This window comes from Cellulomonas sp. C5510, assembly GCF_019797765.1.
GTDB lineage: Bacteria > Actinomycetota > Actinomycetes > Actinomycetales > Cellulomonadaceae > Cellulomonas.
On record NZ_CP081862.1, the window covers coordinates 909,974 to 927,231 of the forward strand.

17 protein-coding genes are annotated in these 17,258 nt (G+C 74.1%); 11 read left to right on the forward strand and 6 right to left on the reverse strand.

Translation table 11 applies throughout. The features are described 5' to 3' along the window. Positions 1-35: 35 nt before the first annotated feature. The 3 genes from K5O09_RS04110 to ilvA are packed head-to-tail and all read left to right on the forward strand — an operon-like array spanning position 36 to position 3,746. Positions 36-1,265: a cystathionine gamma-synthase gene (locus K5O09_RS04110; protein WP_222172574.1), complete on the forward strand. Its 1,230-nt coding sequence runs from the start codon at positions 36-38 to the stop codon at positions 1,263-1,265. After that, a complete protein-coding gene (locus K5O09_RS04115; protein ID WP_370635517.1) occupies positions 1,262-2,530 on the forward strand; it encodes an AI-2E family transporter in 1,269 nt (422 codons plus the stop codon). The genes K5O09_RS04110 and K5O09_RS04115 overlap by 4 nt, the downstream gene beginning before the upstream one ends. After that, on the forward strand, positions 2,523-3,746 hold the full coding sequence (gene ilvA, locus K5O09_RS04120) for a threonine ammonia-lyase (protein ID WP_370635518.1): 1,224 nt from the start codon (positions 2,523-2,525) through the stop codon (positions 3,744-3,746). Before K5O09_RS04115 ends, ilvA begins: the two co-directional genes overlap by 8 nt. Positions 3,747-3,943: 197 nt before the next feature. On the opposite strand, the gene greA is transcribed toward ilvA, so the two are convergent. After that, positions 3,944-4,432 carry a transcription elongation factor GreA gene (gene greA / locus K5O09_RS04125; protein ID WP_222171571.1) on the reverse strand — a complete coding sequence of 163 codons (489 nt, stop codon included), beginning with the start codon at positions 4,430-4,432 and terminating at the stop codon, positions 3,944-3,946. Between the two features lie 308 nt (positions 4,433-4,740). Next, positions 4,741-5,151, reverse strand: coding sequence for a DUF4307 domain-containing protein (locus K5O09_RS04130; RefSeq protein ID WP_255596094.1), 411 nt, complete (start codon positions 5,149-5,151; stop codon positions 4,741-4,743). Between the two features lie 138 nt (positions 5,152-5,289). On the opposite strand from K5O09_RS04130, the gene mca reads away from it, so the two are divergent. Genes mca through K5O09_RS04145 form a run of 3 tightly spaced genes read left to right on the forward strand, consistent with a single transcriptional unit; the run spans position 5,290 to position 7,423 of the window. Then, entirely contained in the window at positions 5,290-6,147 is an 858-nt protein-coding gene (gene mca, locus K5O09_RS04135; protein WP_222172577.1) for a mycothiol conjugate amidase Mca, read from the forward strand. After that, positions 6,144-6,602: a hypothetical protein gene (locus tag K5O09_RS04140; protein ID WP_222171573.1), complete on the forward strand. Its 459-nt coding sequence runs from the start codon at positions 6,144-6,146 to the stop codon at positions 6,600-6,602. Before mca ends, K5O09_RS04140 begins: the two co-directional genes overlap by 4 nt. Continuing rightward, positions 6,599-7,423 carry a nitrilase-related carbon-nitrogen hydrolase gene (locus K5O09_RS04145; protein WP_255596095.1) on the forward strand — a complete coding sequence of 275 codons (825 nt, stop codon included), beginning with the start codon at positions 6,599-6,601 and terminating at the stop codon, positions 7,421-7,423. Before K5O09_RS04140 ends, K5O09_RS04145 begins: the two co-directional genes overlap by 4 nt. Positions 7,424-7,433: 10 nt before the next feature. On the opposite strand, the gene K5O09_RS04150 is transcribed toward K5O09_RS04145, so the two are convergent. Together K5O09_RS04150 and K5O09_RS04155 are read right to left on the reverse strand one after the other, a co-directional pair. After that, positions 7,434-8,207 (reverse strand): GTP pyrophosphokinase family protein, encoded by a 774-nt coding sequence (locus K5O09_RS04150; protein ID WP_222171574.1) that lies wholly within the window; start codon positions 8,205-8,207, stop codon positions 7,434-7,436. A 22-nt stretch (positions 8,208-8,229) separates the two neighbouring features. After that, complete coding sequence (locus K5O09_RS04155) at positions 8,230-8,901, reverse strand: hemolysin III family protein (RefSeq protein WP_255596097.1); 672 nt, start codon at positions 8,899-8,901, stop codon at positions 8,230-8,232. A 187-nt stretch (positions 8,902-9,088) separates the two neighbouring features. On the opposite strand from K5O09_RS04155, the gene K5O09_RS04160 reads away from it, so the two are divergent. Continuing rightward, the gene (locus K5O09_RS04160; RefSeq protein ID WP_222171575.1) at positions 9,089-9,850 is read left to right on the forward strand and encodes an isoprenyl transferase; all 762 of its coding nucleotides are present in this window, start codon (positions 9,089-9,091) and stop codon (positions 9,848-9,850) included. Between the two features lie 278 nt (positions 9,851-10,128). Further along, the gene (locus K5O09_RS04165) at positions 10,129-11,478 is read left to right on the forward strand and encodes a PhoH family protein (RefSeq protein ID WP_222171576.1); all 1,350 of its coding nucleotides are present in this window, start codon (positions 10,129-10,131) and stop codon (positions 11,476-11,478) included. Positions 11,479-11,666: 188 nt separating this feature from the next. Here K5O09_RS04165 and K5O09_RS04170 read toward each other — a convergent pair whose 3' ends face one another. Next, on the reverse strand, positions 11,667-13,079 hold the full coding sequence (locus K5O09_RS04170; protein WP_222171577.1) for an aspartate ammonia-lyase: 1,413 nt from the start codon (positions 13,077-13,079) through the stop codon (positions 11,667-11,669). Positions 13,080-13,196: 117 nt separating this feature from the next. Beyond that, positions 13,197-13,859: a carbonic anhydrase gene (locus K5O09_RS04175; protein ID WP_222171578.1), complete on the reverse strand. Its 663-nt coding sequence runs from the start codon at positions 13,857-13,859 to the stop codon at positions 13,197-13,199. A gap of 207 nt (positions 13,860-14,066) precedes the next feature. On the opposite strand from K5O09_RS04175, the gene K5O09_RS04180 reads away from it, so the two are divergent. From K5O09_RS04180 to K5O09_RS04190, 3 genes are read left to right on the forward strand one after another with little or no spacing between them, the layout of a single operon-like run. Beyond that, positions 14,067-15,356, forward strand: a complete 1,290-nt coding sequence (locus K5O09_RS04180; protein ID WP_255596100.1) for an extracellular solute-binding protein — start codon at positions 14,067-14,069, stop codon at positions 15,354-15,356. A 46-nt stretch (positions 15,357-15,402) separates the two neighbouring features. Then, positions 15,403-16,389, forward strand: coding sequence for a carbohydrate ABC transporter permease (locus tag K5O09_RS04185; RefSeq protein ID WP_222171579.1), 987 nt, complete (start codon positions 15,403-15,405; stop codon positions 16,387-16,389). Continuing rightward, positions 16,389-17,237: a carbohydrate ABC transporter permease gene (locus K5O09_RS04190; protein ID WP_304518600.1), complete on the forward strand. Its 849-nt coding sequence runs from the start codon at positions 16,389-16,391 to the stop codon at positions 17,235-17,237. The genes K5O09_RS04185 and K5O09_RS04190 overlap by 1 nt, the downstream gene beginning before the upstream one ends. Positions 17,238-17,258: the final 21 nt, after the last annotated feature.

The window sequence follows — 17,258 nt, forward strand, 5'->3', positions numbered from 1 at the left end:
AGCCTGACCCTGTGACTGACGAGACGCACCCCACGCTGCCCGGATCCGGCGACCTCGCCGCGCACACCGACGACGGCGACTGGTCCGGGGCCGGCTTCGCGACGCGGGCCATCCACGCCGGGCAGGAGCCGGACGGCGCGACGGGAGCGGTGGTGACGCCGATCTACCAGGTCTCGACCTACAAGCAGGACGGGGTCGGCGGGCTGCGCGGCGGGTACGAGTACTCCCGCTCGGGCAACCCGACGCGCGCGGCGCTCGAGGAGGCGCTCCGGGCGGCCGAGGGCGGCGGCGCGGGCTTCGCGTTCGCGTCCGGGCTCGCGGCGGAGGACACGCTGCTGCGCGCGGTGCTGCGGCCCGGCGACCACGTCGTGGTCCCGGACGACGCGTACGGCGGCACGTACCGCCTCATCGCGCGTGTGTTCGGCCCGTGGGGCGTCGAGCACACGCCGGTGGGCCTGTCCGACCCGGACGCCGTGCTGGCCGCGATCCGGCCGGGGCAGACGAAGCTGGTGTGGGTGGAGACGCCGACCAACCCGCTGCTCGGCGTCTCCGACATCGCGGCGCTCGCGGCCCACGCGCGGGCGGCCGGCGCGGTGCTCGTCGTCGACAACACCTTCGCGACCCCGTACCTGCAGCAGCCGATCGCGCTCGGGGCGGACGTCGTCGTGCACTCCACCACCAAGTACATCGGCGGCCACTCCGACGTCGTCGGCGGGGCGCTGGTCGTCGCCGACGGGGCGCAGCTGCCGGTGGGCCTCGAGGGGCCGACCGGCACGACGGCGCTGGCCGACGCTGTGGCGTTCCACCAGAACGCGTCCGGCGCGGTCGCGGGTCCGTTCGACGCGTGGCTGACGCTGCGCGGCCTCAAGACGCTCGCGGTGCGGATGGACCGGCACTGCGCGAACGCCGCCGCGGTGGCGCGGTTCCTCTCCGGCCGCGACGACGTCGGCGACGTGCTGTACCCGGGCCTGGACTCGCACCCCGACCACGCCGTCGCCGCGCGCCAGATGTCCGGCTTCGGCGGCATGGTGTCGTTCCGCGCCGGCAGCGCCGAGCGCGCCGCCCAGGTCTGCGCCCGCACCCGCGTGTTCACGCTCGCGGAGTCGCTGGGCGGCGTCGAGTCGCTCATCGAGCTGCCGGCCCGCATGACGCACGGCTCCGTCGTCGGCACCGACCTGGAGGTCCCCGACGACCTCGTCCGGCTGTCCGTCGGCATCGAGGACGAGGCCGACCTGCTCGCCGACCTCGCGCAGGCGCTCGCGTGAGCGCGCCGGGCCTGCCCGGGCGGGGCTGGCGCAGCCGGGCGCGGAGCCGCCGGGCCGTCGCCGCCGAGCCGGCGCCGGTGCTCCACGAGGGCGACCTGACGTCCGGCGCGACGCCCCGCGGCTGGAGCGCCGAGCAGTCGGTGACGCCGTCCGTGCGCGCCGCCGCCGCGTGGTCGTGGCGGTTCCTGCTCATCGTGGCTGCGGCGGCCGCCGCGCTGTGGCTCGTCGGGTACTTCCAGATGATCGTCGTGGCCGTCGCCGTCGCGCTGCTGCTGACCGTGCTGCTCACGCCGGTGGCCCGGTGGCTGCGGCGGGCGGCCCGCTTCCCGCGCGCCCTGGCCTCGATCACCTCCGTGCTGCTCCTGCTCGCCGCCGTCACCGGGCTCGTCGTCATCGCCGGGCGCTCCATCGCGGCAGGGTTCGGCGACCTGTCCGACCAGGCGTCCCAGGGCATCGACGAGGCCCTCACGTGGCTGTCGGACGGGCCGCTCGGCATCGACACCGTCCAGCTCGACCAGCTGGTGCAGCAGGGGCGGGAGCAGCTCAGCGCCAACGCCGACGCCCTGCTGTCCGGCGCGCTGTCGGTGACCACGACCGTCGGGCACGTCGCCGCCGGCACGCTGATCGCGCTGTTCTGCACGTTCTTCTTCCTGCTCGACGGCCGCACCATCTGGTCCTGGGTGGTCGGGCTGCTGCCGTCGTCCGTGCGGGAGCGGGTGCACCAGGCCGGCCGCCGCGGCATCGTCACGCTGTCCGGCTACACCCGCACGCAGATCCTCGTCGCCCTGGTCGACGCCACCGGGATCGGCCTCGGCGCCGCGATCCTCGGGGTGCCGCTCGCCCTGCCGCTGGCCACGCTGGTGTTCGTCGGCTCGTTCATCCCGATCGTCGGCGCGATCGCCACCGGCGCCGTCGCGGTGCTGGTCGCCCTCGTCGCGAAGGGCTGGGTCGTCGCGCTGATCATGCTGGGCGTGGTGCTCGCGGTGCAGCAGATCGAGGGGCACGTGCTCCAGCCGTTCCTCATGGGCCACGCGGTGTCGCTGCACCCCGTCGCGGTGCTGCTGGTCGTGACCGCCGGGTCGATGGCGGCCGGCATCGTCGGCGCCCTGTTCGCCGTGCCGATCGCCGCCGTGCTGAACACCGTCGTGCTGTACCTGCACGGGCACGACAAGTTCCCGCAGCTCGGCACGGACGACCACCCCGACCTGCGACCACCGGGTCTGTTCTCGCAGCGCGGGGCAGGCGGGGCGGACTCCCGTGGCTGAGCGGACCGAGGTGAGCTTCCTGGAGGACGCCCGGGTCGCCGCCCGCCTGCTGGACGGGGTGGCGACACGGACGCCGGTGGAGACGTCCCGGGCGCTGTCGCAGGTCGCGGGCGTCCCGGTGCACCTCAAGTGCGAGAACCTGCAGCGGGCCGGGTCCTTCAAGATCCGCGGCGCGTACGTGCGCATGTCCCGGCTGTCCCCCGAGGAGAAGGCGCGGGGTGTCGTCGCGGCGAGCGCCGGCAACCACGCGCAGGGGGTCGCGCTCGCCGCGCAGCTGCTCGGGATCGACGCCGTCGTGTACATGCCGGTCGACGCCGCCCTGCCGAAGATCGCGGCGACCAAGGAGTACGGCGCCGAGGTGCGCCCGCACGGCCGCAGCGTCGACGAGGCGCTGGTCGCCGCCCGGGCGGAGGCCGACCGGACCGGGCGGGTGCTCATCCACCCGTTCGACCACGCCGACATCGTGGCCGGGCAGGGGACGCTGGCGCTCGAGGTCCTCGAGCAGGTGCCGGACGTCCGGACGATCGTCGTGCCGCTCGGCGGCGGCGGGCTGGCGGCGGGCATCCAGGCGGTCGTCGCCGAGGCGGCGCCCCACGTCCGGGTGATCGGCGTCCAGGCGGCCCGTGCCGCGGCGTACCCGGCGTCCCTCGTCGCGGGGGAGCCGGTGCCGGCACCGGAGCTGCACACCATGGCGGACGGGATCGCGGTGGGCACGCCCGGGCGGGTGCCGTTCGACGTGCTGCGGCGCCACGCCTGCGAGGTGCGCACCGTCTCCGAGGAGGACCTGTCCCGCGCGCTGCTGCTCGTCGCGGAGCGGGCGAAGCTGCTCGTCGAGCCCTCCGGGGCCGCCGGGGTCGCCGCCGTCATGGCCGCCGGGGCCGGGGACCTCGAGGGGCCCGTGGTGGTCGTGCTGTCCGGGGGGAACATCGACCCGCTCGTGCTGCTCCGCGTCGTCCGCCACGGGCTCGCCGTCTCCGGCCGGTACCTGCAGCTGCGGGTGCGCGTCCACGACACCCCGGGCGCGCTCGCGGGTCTGCTGCGCGAGCTCGCGTCCGCCGGCGGCAACGTCATGCACGTGTCGCACGTCCGCACCGGGGTGGACCTGGAGATCGACGAGGTCGAGATCGAGGTCCAGGTGGAGACCAAGGGCCCCGAGCACTGCGCGCGCCTCCTGCAGAGCCTCCGCGACGCCGGCTTCCGCCTGTCCGAGCACTGACCCCGCCCCCCATCGCGCGAGTTCGGCACTCCCGGTGCGAGTTCGGCACCGAGGACTGCCGAACTCGCCTGGATGTGCCGACCTCGCCGCGCTCTCTCGGCCCGGCGTGCCGACCGCGCGGGTCCGGCGCGGGCGGGCGGGGATGCAGCGAGGGCCCCGTCCGGCGTGCGGACGGGGCCCTCGCGGTGTCGAGCGGGTCAGCCCTCGAAGGGCTTCGCGGCCTTGATCTCGACGGGGATCTCGCGGCCGTTCGGCGCGGTGTAGGCCACCGTGTCGCCGACCTGGCGGCCGTTGATGGAGGCGCCGAGCGGCGACGTGGGGGAGAAGACCTCGATGTCGGCGCTGCCGGCGATCTCGCGGGAGCCCAGGAGGAACGTCATCTCGTCTCCCGCCACCACGGCGGTCACGACCATGCCCGGCTCCACGACGCCGTCGTCCGGCGGGGTGCCGATCTGCACGTTGCGCAGCTTCTCCTTGAGCTCGCGGATGCGGGCCTCCTGCTTGGCCTGCTCCTCGCGCGCCGCGTGGTAGCCCCCGTTCTCCTTGAGGTCGCCCTCGTCACGCGCGGCGGCGATGCGCTCGGTGACCTCGGCGCGTCCGGGGCCCTCGAGGTGCTCGAGCTCCGCCTTGAGGCGGTCGTAGGCCTCCTGCGTCAGCCAGGTGGCGGCCTGCGTCGTGTCGGTCACGTCCACTCCTTCCCTGCGTGTCGCGCCCCGGCGGGGCGGGTGCACTCTGCGTCGTCCCCGGTCAGGCGTGCGCGGACCCGCGAGGTGCGTGAACGGGTGTGCCGCCGTCTCGTGGTCGCGTCGACCTGCGGCGACGTCGGGCGACGTCGGTCCGGGGGCGGCGTATGAATCGGCAATCATACCAACGCCGGGCTCCCGGCGCGTGCGGGTCCGCACGGTGTCCGGCGTCGTGCCGCGCGGTGCCCGACCGGTGCCCGACCGGTGCCCGACCGGTGTCCGGCGTCGTGCCGCCCGGTGCCCGCCCGGCGTCAGGCGGGCTCGCAGGACTCCACGACGGCGGACACGGCCTGCTCGGCGGTGGGGATCGTCGTCGTGACGCGCTGGGTGCGCGTCCCAGCCGGCCCGACCTCGACGGTCCGGACGCCGACCTCGGCGTACCGCTCGGACAGTGCCTGCACCTGGCACACCGCGGTCGTGCCGGGGGCCTTCGTGACGTCGAACGTCAGCTCGGTCGCGGTGGGTCCGTCGACGCGGAACCCGACCTCGTCCCAGCGCACCGGCGTCCTCGCCTGCCCGACGCCGAGCCAGACCACGAGCGCGACGCCGACGACCGCGAGCACCGCCACGGCGGCCCGCGTCGCCCGGCGTCCCCGGGGCGTCGGCGGGCGTCCGTAGCGGCCCTCCGGGGGTACCGGCGTCGCGGCGGCGTCTGCGGTCACGCGCTCCTCCTGCTGGTCCGCCGGGCGCCGGGGTGCGCCGGTGTCGGTGGGGTGAGAGATCATTGTCTCCCGCCCGCCGGGCTCCGGCGGACGCCGAGGGAAGGACCACGAGCGAACGTGACCGAGCAGCTGCGCCTGATGGCCGTGCACGCCCACCCGGACGACGAGTCGAGCAAGGGTGCCGCGACGACCGCCCGGTACGCCGCCGAGGGGGTGGACGTGCTCGTCGTGACCTGCACCGGCGGCGAGCGGGGCGACGTGCTGAACCCGCACCACCCGCCGGTCGAGGGCGGCATCGAGGGCATGCGCGCGGTGCGGCGCGTCGAGATGGCCGCGGCCGCGCAGGCCCTGGGCGTCCGGCAGCACTGGCTGGGCTTCGTCGACTCGGGCCTCCCCGAGGGCGACCCGCTGCCGCCGCTGCCCGAGGGCTGCTTCGCGCTGGTGCCGCTCGAGGACGCCGCGCGGCCGCTCGTCGAGCTGGTGCGCGAGTTCCGCCCCCACGTCATGACGACGTACGACCCGACCGGCGGCTACCCGCACCCCGATCACGTGATGACCCACCGGGTCGCGGTGGAGGCGTTCCACGCGGCGGGGGACCCGGAGCGCTACCGCGGTGCCGGCGAGCCGTGGACGCCGCTGAAGCTGTACTACAACCACGGCTTCTCGATGGCCCGGATCCGTGCCGCGCACGAGGCGATGGTCGCGCGGGGTCTCGAGTCGCCGTTCGGCGAGTGGGTCGAGTCCCGTGCCGCGCGGGAGATCCCGGAGCGGGAGGTGACGACGCTGGTCCCCGTCGGCGGGTACTTCGACGCCCGGGACGCCGCACTGCGTGCGCACGCGACGCAGATCGACCCCGAGGGGTTCTTCTTCGCGATGCCGCGCGACCTCGAGCTGGAGGTGTGGCCGCACGAGGAGTACGAGCTCGCCGAGTCGCGGGTGCCGACCACGCTGCCCGAGGACGACCTGTTCGCCGGCGTGCGCGAGGCCCGCGCATGAGCGCCGCGACGCTGATCGCGGTCGCCCACGGCGCGGTGCTGCAGGCGGGCGGTGCGCTGGGCGAGGCGCTGCACACCGTGCTCCCGGCGCCCGCCGCGGCCCGGGTGCCGGGAGCCGCGGAGCCGTCCCCGTCGCCCGGCACGGTGGAGATCCCGCCGGAGGACCAGACGTCGCCGGGTCTGCTCGGCTTCCTGGTGACCTTCGCCGTGGCGGCCGCGGTGATCGCCCTGGCGTTCTCGTTGGTGCGGCACCTCCGCGTCGTCGAGCGCAACGCCCGCAGGCTCGAGGAGGACGAGGCGGCGGCCGGGGCCGGTACGTCGGCGCCCGGCGGTGGCGCGCCCGCGGCCGGGGGCGACCGGCCCGCCGCCGAGGGCGACGCGCCCGCCACCGAGGGCGAAGCAGCTCTCGGAACGGCCGACGGCGGCCCCGCGCCCGAGGACCGGGACCGCCCGTGACCGTCGACCCGCCCGTGCGGCCCGCCGTGCGGGTGACGCTCGGCCAGCTGCGGGTCAGCGACGACCACGACGCCAACCGCGAGGTGGTCCGGCGGGCCTTCGACACCGCGTCGCGAGCCCGCGCGGACGTGCTCGTGCTGCCCGAGTACGCCTCGGGCTTCGACCCGCGCGGTACCGGGCCGGAGCACGCGGAGCCGCTCGACGGGCCGTTCGTCTCGCTGCTGCGGGAACGCGCCGTGGCGCACGGCGTCGCGGTGGTCGCCGGCACGATGCTCCCCGGGTCCCGGGCTGACCGTGCGGTGAACGCCGTCGTCGCGGTGGACGCCGTCGGCACGCTCGCCGGGGTGTACCGCAAGGTGCACCTGTACGACGCGTTCGGGCACCGCGAGTCCGACCGGCTGGAGCCGGGGCCGGTCGACGCCGCGCCGCTGACGCTCGACGTCGCCGGCCTGCGGTTCGGAGTGCTCACCTGCTACGACCTGCGGTTCCCCGAGTCGGCGCGGCGCGCGGTCGACGCGGGAGCCGACGTGCTGGTGGTCCCGGCGGCCTGGGCGGCCGGTCCGCTCAAGGAGCACCACTGGCGCACCCTCGCGACGGCGCGCGCGATCGAGAACACCGTCGTCGTCGTGGCGGTCGGCCAGGCCGGGCGCGGTGTCACGGGCCGGTCGCTCGTCGTCGGCCCGGACGGCGTCGTCGGGCCGGAGCTCGGCACGGAGCCGGAGCTACGCACCGTCGACCTCGACCCCGCGGCGCTCGCCGCCGTGCGCGCGGTGAACCCGTCGCTGGACCACCGCCGCTACCGCGTCGTCCCGGTGGCCTGAGCCCGCCTGCTCAGACGCGCGGGCGGCCCTCGGCGTCGAGCTGCGTGTCGGGCGCCGGCCAGAACGAGCGCAGGATGTCCTCGGGGCTGAGCGCCTGCTCGACCTCCGCCGTGGCTGCCGGCTGCTCCCCGGCGAGGGCCTTGACCTCGTGGTGGATGCGCTCCATCGACGTGTCCAGGGACGCGGCGACGTCGGCCGCGAGCTTGAGCGAGTCGGTGAGGTGGCGCGGTACCTGACCGGCGTACTTGTAGTAGATCTTGTGCTCGAGGCTCGCCCAGAAGTCCATCGCGATGGTCCGGAGCTGGATCTCGACGACGACGTCCTCGACCCGGTCGGACAGGTAGACCGGCACCTGGACGATGAGGTGCAGCGACTGGTACCCGTTCGGCTTGGGGTGGGCGATGTAGTCGCGCTCCTCGAGCAGCGTGAGGTCGCCCTGGCCGATCAGCATGTCCCGCAGGCGGTAGATGTCGGACACGAACGAGCACGTGACGCGCACCCCGGCGATGTCGAACATCTGGGAGCGCACGGCCCCGGGGTCCAGCGGGATGCCCTTGCGCCGGCACTTCGCCGCGATCGACTCGAACGACTTCAGCCGCGAGCCGACGTGCTCCACCGGGTTGTCGTCCTGCATGTGGCGGAACTCGTCGCGCAGGATCGCGATCTTCGTCATGACCTCGTCGATCCCGAACTTGTACGTCAGGGCGAGGCGGCGCATCTCGCGCATGAGCGCGCGGACCTGCGCCGGGTCGGGGGCGTCGTGGGCGGGAGGCACGGCGGACATGGCCTCCACCGTATCGGCCGGGTCAGCGCAGCACGGCGAGCGCGGCGGCCACGTAGTGGCAGGTGAACCCGACGACGGTCAGCAGGTGGAAGATCTCGTGGAAGCCGAACCACCGGGGGCTGGGGTTCGGTCGCTTGAGGCCGTAGACGACGGCGCCGACGGTGTACGCGAGGCCACCGGCGATCACGAGCCACATGACCTCGGGGCCGCCGTTGGGTGCGCGTCCGAACGCCGGCAGGAACCACACCGCCACCCAGCCGAGGGCGATGTACACGGGGACGTACACCCAGCGCGGGGCGCCGAGCCAGAAGACGCGTGCGAGCAGGCCGACGAGCGCCCCGGACCACACGATGACGAGCAGCGTGCGGGCGGTGGCCGTGGGCAGCAGAGCCACGGCGAGCGGGGTGTAGGTGCCGGCGATGACGAGGAAGATGTTGGTGTGGTCCATGCGGCGCAGGACGCCGGCGACGCGGGGCGACCAGGTGCCGCGGTGGTAGACGGCGCTGGTGCCGAACAGCAGCATCGCGGCCCCGCCGAACACCGCGGAGGCGATCGTGAGCCTCGCCGTCGGCGCGAGCGCCACGAGCACGACGGACGCTGCGGTGGCCAGCGGGAACATGCCGGCGTGGATCCAGCCGCGCAGCCGTGGCTTGACGGCCTGCGCGACCTGCTCGGCGGTGTCGGCGACCTTCACGGCGCATCCCTCCTCGGCTCGGTGATGTCGCCAGCAGCGTAACCTACGAGTGCGTAGGTTACGGGGGCGTAGGTTCGCGGGTCCTGCACGAACCCTCCTCCGCGCGCCCCCAGCGAGCGCGGTCGTCCGGAGGCGGCCGGGCGGTACCGTGAGCACCGCCACCCCTCCCGGCGAAGGAGTTCCGCGCGTGCGCCTGCCCCACCCGCTCTACGGGTTGTACGAGCGTCGGCTGGCCGCCTCGCTGCCACGCGACCGGGTCCCGCGCCACGTGGGGGTCATCCTCGACGGCAACCGGCGCTGGGCGCGCCAGCTCGGCGAGTCGACGGCCACCGGGCACCGGCGCGGCGCCGACCGCATCGCCGACCTCCTGCAGTGGAGCGAGGAGGTGGGGGTCGAGGTCGTGACCCTCTGGATGCTGTCCACCGACAACCTGACCCGGGACCCCGAGGAGCTCGAGGCGCTGCTCGGCATCATCGAGGACGCCGTGCGCGAGCTCGCCGCGACCCGGCAGTGGCGGCTGCAGGCTGTCGGCTCGCTGGACCTGCTGCCGGAGCGGACGCGCGGCATCCTGCGGGACGCCGAGTCCGCGACCGCTGACGTCGCCGGGCTGCACGTGAACGTCGCGATCGGCTACGGCGGCCGCCGCGAGATCGCGGACGCGGTGCGGTCGTACCTGGCCGAGCGCGCGGCCGAGGGCGCCTCGCTGGACGAGATCGCCGCGACGTTCGACGTCGAGCACATCGCGGACCACCTGTACACGAAGGGGCAGCCCGACCCGGACCTCGTCATCCGCACCTCTGGGGAGCAGCGGCTCGGCGGGTTCATGCTCTGGCAGTCCGTGCACTCCGAGTACTACTTCTGCGAGGCGTACTGGCCGGACTTCCGGCGGGTCGACTTCCTGCGCGCGGTCCGCGACTACGCCGCGCGGGAGCGCCGGCACGGCCGGTAGGCGCACGCGGGGTGAACATCAGGTTTCGCGCCGCGCCGCGGGCGTGTCGCGCGCGCCGCGCCCCCGGACGCCGGGCGTAGCGTCCGGGAGCAACGGACGGCGCCCGCCGTCCCGGGGAGGCCAGCCCATGGAGCATCCGCTCCGGGAGGAGGGCCGGTCGTGGCCCGACACCCGGGCCGGCCGCCCTCGTCCCGTCACCGCGTGCCGCACGGCCCCTCGGGGCACGGACGGCGCGAGGGGCCCGATGCGGCGCTGATCGGCGCCGGAGGGAGCCTGCCGTGGTCAGCAAGCTGGGAACCGCCACCGTCTCGACGGAGCAGCCGGGGGAGGGGCGGAGGACACACGTCCTCGACACGTCCGTCCTGCTGTCCGACCCGAGGGCGATCCTGCGGTTCGCCGAGCACGACGTGGTGCTCCCCGTCGTCGTGATCACCGAGCTGGAGGGCAAGCGCCACCACGCGGAGCTCGGGTACTTCGCCCGCACCGCGCTGCGCATGCTGGACGACCTGCGGGTGCAGCACGGGCGCCTCGACGCGCCGCTCCCGGTCGGCGAGCTGGGCGGGACCCTGCGGGTGGAGCTCAACCACATCGACCCGGGCGTGCTGCCGGCCGGCTTCCGTCTGGGCGACAACGACACCCGCATCCTGGCGTGCGCGGCCAACCTCGCGGCGGAGGGCCACGACGTGACGGTGGTGTCCAAGGACCTGCCGATGCGCATCAAGGCGTCCGCGATCGGTCTGCGCGCCGAGGAGTACCGGCACGAGCTGGCGGTCGACTCGGGGTGGACCGGGATGGACGCGCTCGACCTCACCGAGCAGCAGATGGCGCAGCTCTGGGAGCACGACAGCCTGCCGCTCGCGGACGTCGAGGACGCCCCGTCGCTGCCGTGCCACACCGGCCTGGTGATCCACAGCCCCCGGGGGTCGGCGCTGGGCCGCGTGACGGCCGACAAGCACGTGCAGGTGGTCCGCGGCGACCAGGACGTGTTCGGGCTGCACGGCCGCAGCGCCGAGCAGCGCATCGCGATCGACCTGCTGCTGGACGAGCAGGTCGGCATCGTGTCGCTCGGCGGACGGGCCGGCACCGGCAAGTCGGCGCTGGCGCTGTGCGCGGGGCTCGAGGCCGTCCTGGAGCGCCGTCAGCACCGCAAGGTCATGGTGTTCCGCCCGCTGTACGCGGTCGGCGGCCAGGACCTCGGCTACCTGCCCGGCAACGAGTCCGAGAAGATGAACCCCTGGGCGCAGGCGGTGTTCGACACCCTCGGCGCCGTGGTGAGCCGCGAGGTGGTCGAGGAGGTCCTCGACCGCGACCTGCTCGAGGTGCTGCCTCTCACGCACATCCGCGGCCGGTCGTTGCACGACGCGTTCGTGATCGTCGACGAGGCGCAGTCCCTCGAGCGGAACGTCCTGCTCACGGTCCTGTCCCGCATCGGGCAGTCCTCGCGCGTGGTGCTCACCCACGACGTCGCCCAGCGGGACAACCTGCGGGTCGGCCGGCACGACGGCGTCGCGGCGGTCATCGAGGCGCTCAAGGGCCACCCGCTGTTCGCGCACGTCACGCTGACCCGCTCGGAGCGGTCGCCGGTGGCGGCGCTGGTGACGGAGCTGCTGGAGGGCATCGAGCTCTGACGGCGCGCCGGACGGGTCAGCGCGTTGCCCGGACCGGGCCCGCCTGACCCGTCCCGCTGCCGCCCCCTCCGGGGCGTTCGGATCCGCACGCACCGACGCGCCCGGCGTGTCCGGCCGCATGGATCCGAACGGCACCCGAACCGGCGCCGCGGCGGACGGCCCCGCGCGCGGTCAGGCCTTCGGGCGGGTCAGGCCTTCGGGCGGGTCATGCTCAGCAGGTCGAGGGCCTCGTCCAGCTGCTGCTCCGTGAGCTCCCCGCGGTCGACGTAGCCGAGTGCGAGCACCGCCTCCCGCACCGTGACGCCCTGCGCGACCGCGTGCTTCGCGATCTTCGCGGCCGCCTCGTAGCCGATCAGCCGGTTGAGCGGCGTGACGATCGACGGCGACGAGCCCGCGTACGCGGCGCCGCGCTGGACGTCGACCTCGATGCCGTCGACGCAGCGGTCGGCGAGCACCCGGCACGCGGCGGCGAGCAGCCGCTCGGACTCCAGCACCGCGTGGCCCATGACGGGGATCTGCACGTTGAGCTCGAACGACCCGCTGGCGCCGCCCCACGCCACCGTCGCGTCGTTCCCGACGACCCGGGCCGCCACCATGAGCACGGCCTCGGGGACCACCGGGTTGACCTTGCCGGGCATGATCGAGGAGCCCGGCTGGAGGTCCGGGATCCGGATCTCGCCGAGCCCCGTGTTGGGACCGGAGCCCATCCAGCGCAGGTCGTTGCAGATCTTCGTGAGGCTGACGGCGATGGTGCGCAGCGCGCCGGACAGCTCCACGAGCCCGTCGCGGGCGCCCTGCGCCTCGAAGTGGTCGCGGGCCTCGGTGAGCGGCAGCCCGGTGTGCTGCGCGAGCAGCGCGATGACCCGCTGCGGGAAGCCGGCCGGGGTGTTGATGCCGGTGCCGACCGCCGTGCCGCCCAGGGGGACCTCGGCGACCCGGGGGAGGGCGGCCTGCACGCGCTCGACGCCCCGGCGGACCGCTGCCGCGTACCCGCCGAACTCCTGGCCGAACGTCACCGGGGTGGCGTCCATGAGGTGGGTGCGGCCGGACTTCACGTCGCCCGCGTGGCGCTCGGCCAGCCGCTCGAACGAGGCGGCGAGGTGCTCCAGCGCCGGCACCAGGTCCTGCACGGCCCCCGCGGTGGCGGCGACGTGGACGGACGTCGGGAACACGTCGTTGGAGGACTGGGAGGCGTTGACGTGGTCGTTGGGGTGGACGTCCGCGCCGAGCGCCCGCGACGCGAGCGTGGCCAGCACCTCGTTCATGTTCATGTTCGAGGACGTGCCGGACCCGGTCTGGTAGACGTCCACGGGGAAGTGCGCGTCGTGCCGGCCGTCGGCGACCTCGTCGGCCGCGGCGGCGATCGCGTCCGCGACGGCGCGGTCGAGGATGCCCAGCTCGGCGTTCGCCAGGGCGGCGGCCTTCTTGATCTGCGCCAGTGCCGCGACGTGGCCGCGCTCCAGCGTCGTCCCGCTGATCGGGAAGTTCTCGACGGCGCGCTGGGTCTGCGCGCGGTACAGCGCGGCGGCGGGGACCCGGACCTCGCCCATCGTGTCGTGCTCGGTGCGGTACTGGACGTCGTCGTCGGCGTGCAGGCTCATGCGCGGCATCCTGCCACCGCGGCGTGCCGCCGGCCCGACCGTCCGGGACCTTCGTCCCGGGTTATGGCGCACGTCACACCCGCGCGTCGTGGGCGGCGCCGGCCGCGCGGGCGACGGTCAGGCGACAGGCTCGTCACCCACCTCGCCGACGGCGGACGTCAGCCGCGCCCGGCCGTCGGCGAGCGCGTACTCCACGCCCACCACCGCGCACCGGCCGGCGTCGATCGCCTCCGCGAGCGTCACCGAGTACGAGCGCAGCATGTCGACGGTGTGCCGCACGTGCTCGTGCCCGAGCTCCGCGGGGTCCACCGTCGCGAGGTCCCGCGGCCGCCCGTCGGCGTCGGGCCCGTGGGCGAGCGACACGATGCTGGGGATCACCCGGTCGACGACGGCGCGCACGAACCCGCGCGGCAGCTCCCCGGTGGTCAGCGCGGCGGTCGCCGCCGCGACCGCGCCGCACGAGTCGTGCCCGAGGACGACCACGAGGGACGCGCCCAGCACCTCGACGCCGTACTCGATGGACCCGATGACGGTCGTGTCGAGCACGTGGCCCGCCGTCCGGACCACGAACACGTCGCCGAGGCCCTGGTCGAAGATGATCTCGGCCGCGACGCGGCTGTCCGAGCAGCCGAAGACGACCGCGAACGGCGCCTGGCCGGTGCTCACCTCGGCCCGGCGGTCGATGCCCTGGGACGGGTGCTCCATCGCGCCTCGGACGAACCGGTCGTTGCCGTCGCGCAGCGCGGACCAGGCCTCGGCGGGGGACGTGGGGTGTGCCATGCCCACATGATCACATCGCCCGGCGGGTGCGCACCCGCCGGTCCGACCGGCGTCCGGCACGTCGACCGTGCGAAGCGCACCATGCGCGCCGCCGCCCGCTTCCGGTGGCAGGGCCGCCGGGACCGGGGTAGCACTGGGGGGACGCGTGGCAGACGCCGCGGGTGCGCAGGTCCGGCGCCCGCGGCACCAGGGGAGGGAGCGGTGACGGTGCGCAGACGATCGAGGGGGATCGCCGCGGGGGCCGTGCTCGCGCTCGGCGCGGGGCTCGCGGCGTGCGCCCCGGCCGACGACACCCCGGTCCTGACCTGGTACACCAACCCCGACGCCGGCGGGCAGGCGGCGCTCGCGCAGCAGTGCACCGAGGAGGCCGACGGCGCCTACCGCATCGAGGTCTCCGTGCTGCCGCGCGAGGCCAGCGCGCAGCGCGAGCAGCTCGCCCGCCGCCTGGCCGCCTCGGACTCCTCGATCGACCTCATGAGCCTCGACCCGCCGTTCATCCCCGAGCTCGCGAACGCCGGGTTCCTCGCGCCGGTGCCCCCGGACGTCGCCGAGCAGGTCAGCCAGGACGTGGCGGAGGGCGCGTTGCAGGGCGCCTCCTGGGACGGCGATCTCGTGACGGTCCCGTTCTGGGCGAACACGCAGCTGCTGTGGTTCCGGACCTCCGTGGCGGAGGCCGCCGGGCTCGACATGTCGCAGCCCGTGACGTGGGACCAGGTCATGGACGCGGCCCGCGACCAGGACAAGCGCCTCGGGGTGCAGGGCATCAAGGCCGAGGCCTACACCGTGTGGATCAACGCGCTGATCGAGTCCGCCGGGGGCCACGTCGTCGAGACCCCCGAGGCCGACGCGCAGGACGTCGAGCTCGGGCTGGACTCCGACGCCGGGCGCGAGGCGGCCCGCATCATCGGTGAGATCGGCTCCGAGGGGCTCGGCGGCCCCGGCCTGCCGACGCAGGACGAGAACGCCTCCCTCTCGCAGTTCCAGGGCGACAGCGGCTCGTTCATGGTGAACTGGCCGTTCGTCTGGCCGGCCATGCAGGGCGCGGTCGAGGACGGCACGCTCGACCAGGCGGTGCTCGACGACGTCGGCTGGGCCGTCTACCCGCAGGTCGTCGAGGGTGAGGACGCCGCACCGCCGTACGGCGGGATCAACCTCGGGGTGGGCGCGTTCAGCGAGCACGTCGACGAGGCGTACCAGGCGGCGGCATGCATCGTGGCGCCCGAGAACCAGGCGGCGTACTTCGTCTCCGACGGCAACCCGCCCGCCAGCACCGTGGCCTACGACGACCCGCAGGTGCAGGAGACGTTCCCGATGGCGGACGTCATCCGGCAGTCGCTGGAGCAGGCAGCACCCCGCCCGCAGACCCCGTACTACAACGAGGTCTCGCAGGGTCTGGTCGAGACGTGGCACCCGCCGACCGCCGTCGACCCTGACTCCACGCCGCAGGAGTCGACCGACTTCATCACCGCCGTGCTGCGAGGGGAGCGCCTGCTGTGAACCGACGAGAGGACGCCCATCCCGCGCGACCCGAGGGGGCGGGGACATGAGCACCGAGGTCACGGGCGCGACGGCGGCCGCCGCGTCGCGCAGCACCCGGGGTGCCGGTCCTGAGCGGTCCGGCAAGCCGCGCCGCAGCGACCGCGCCCGCGCCGAGGCACGCCTCGGCTGGCTCCTCGCCGGCCCTGCGTTCGTGGTGATGCTCGCCGTCACCGCCTACCCGATCCTGCAGGCGCTCTACGAGTCGCTCTTCCGCAACCGGCTGACCGCGCCGGACGACCGCGCGTTCATCGGGCTCGGCAACTACGCCGTGATCCTCACCGACCCCGTGTTCTGGGGCTCTCTGCTGGTGACCACGATCATCATGCTGGTCACGGTCGCGATCGAGCTGGTGCTCGGGTTCGCGCTCGCGCTCGTCATGCACCGGGCGGTCACCCGGCTGCGCGGCCTGCTGCGCACCGCCATCCTCGTGCCCTACGGGATCATCACCGTCGTCTCGGCGTTCGCGTGGTTCTACGCGTTCGCCATCGACTCCGGGTACGTGAACCAGTGGTTCGACTGGGTACCGGGCATCGACGAGAACCTCAACTGGTTCGCCGGCACCGGCACCAGCTTGTTCGTCATCATCGCCTCCGAGGTCTGGAAGACCACGCCGTTCATCTCGCTGCTGCTGCTCGCCGGCCTCGCGCAGGTCCCGGGCGACCTCGAGGAGGCCGCGCAGGTCGACGGCGCCACGTGGTGGCAGCGCATGAAGCGCGTGGTCCTGCCGAACATGAAGGCCGCGATCATGGTCGCCGTGCTGTTCCGCGCGCTGGACGCGTTCCGCATCTTCGACAACGTCTTCATCATGACCAACGGCGCGAACAACACCACGGTGCTGTCGCTGCTGGCCTACCGGACCTCCATCGGCCGGCTCGAGATCGGGCTCGGGTCCGCGATCTCGGTGCTGCTCTTCGTGTGCGTCCTCATCATCTGCTTCATCGCGATCAAGATCTTCAAGGTCGACCTGGCCGGCGCGAGGGGGGACCGCTGATGGGTGCCATGTCCGGCCGGCAGAAGATCGCCTGGGCCGCGATCACGCTGGCGGTGCTCGTGTACGCGCTCTTCCCGGTCGCGTCGATCCTCGCGACGTCGTTCAAGCTGTCGAGCGACCTCAACAGCGGCACGTTCCTGCCGACCACCTGGACGCTCGGGAACTACCGGGAGATCCTCGCGCCCGACGGGTCCGCGCAGGACCTGTTCCTGTCGTCCCTGCGCAACTCCGTCGGCATCTCGCTGATCGCCACCGCGATCTCCGTGGTCCTGTCGACGCTCGCCGCGTACGCGATCGCCCGCCTGCAGTTCCCCGGCCGCAAGCTGATCCTCACCACGGCGCTCGCGGTGTCGATCTTCCCGGTCATCTCGATCGTCACGCCGCTGTTCAACCTCTGGCGGTCCATCGGGCTGTACGACACGTGGCCGGGTCTGGTGATCCCCTACCTGTCCCTCACGCTGCCGATCTCCATCTGGACGCTCACGGCGTTCTTCCGGCAGATCCCCTGGGAGCTCGAGCAGGCCGCCCAGGTCGACGGCGCCACCACCTGGCAGGCGTTCCGCAAGGCCATCGTCCCGCTGGCCGCACCCGGGGTCTTCACCACGGCGCTGATCGCGTTCTTCATCGCGTGGAACGACTTCGTGTACGGCATCTCGCTCACGTCCACCGAGGCCGCGCGCCCCGTCCCCGCGGCGCTGGCGTTCTTCGCCGGCGCCTCCCAGTTCGAGGAGCCGACCGGGGCCATCTCCGCCGCCGCGGTCGTCGTCACCGTTCCCGTCGTCGTCCTGGTGCTGCTGTTCCAGCGCCAGATCGTCTCCGGGCTGACCCAGGGCGCCGTCAAGGGCTGACGCCCCGGGCGCGCACGAGGA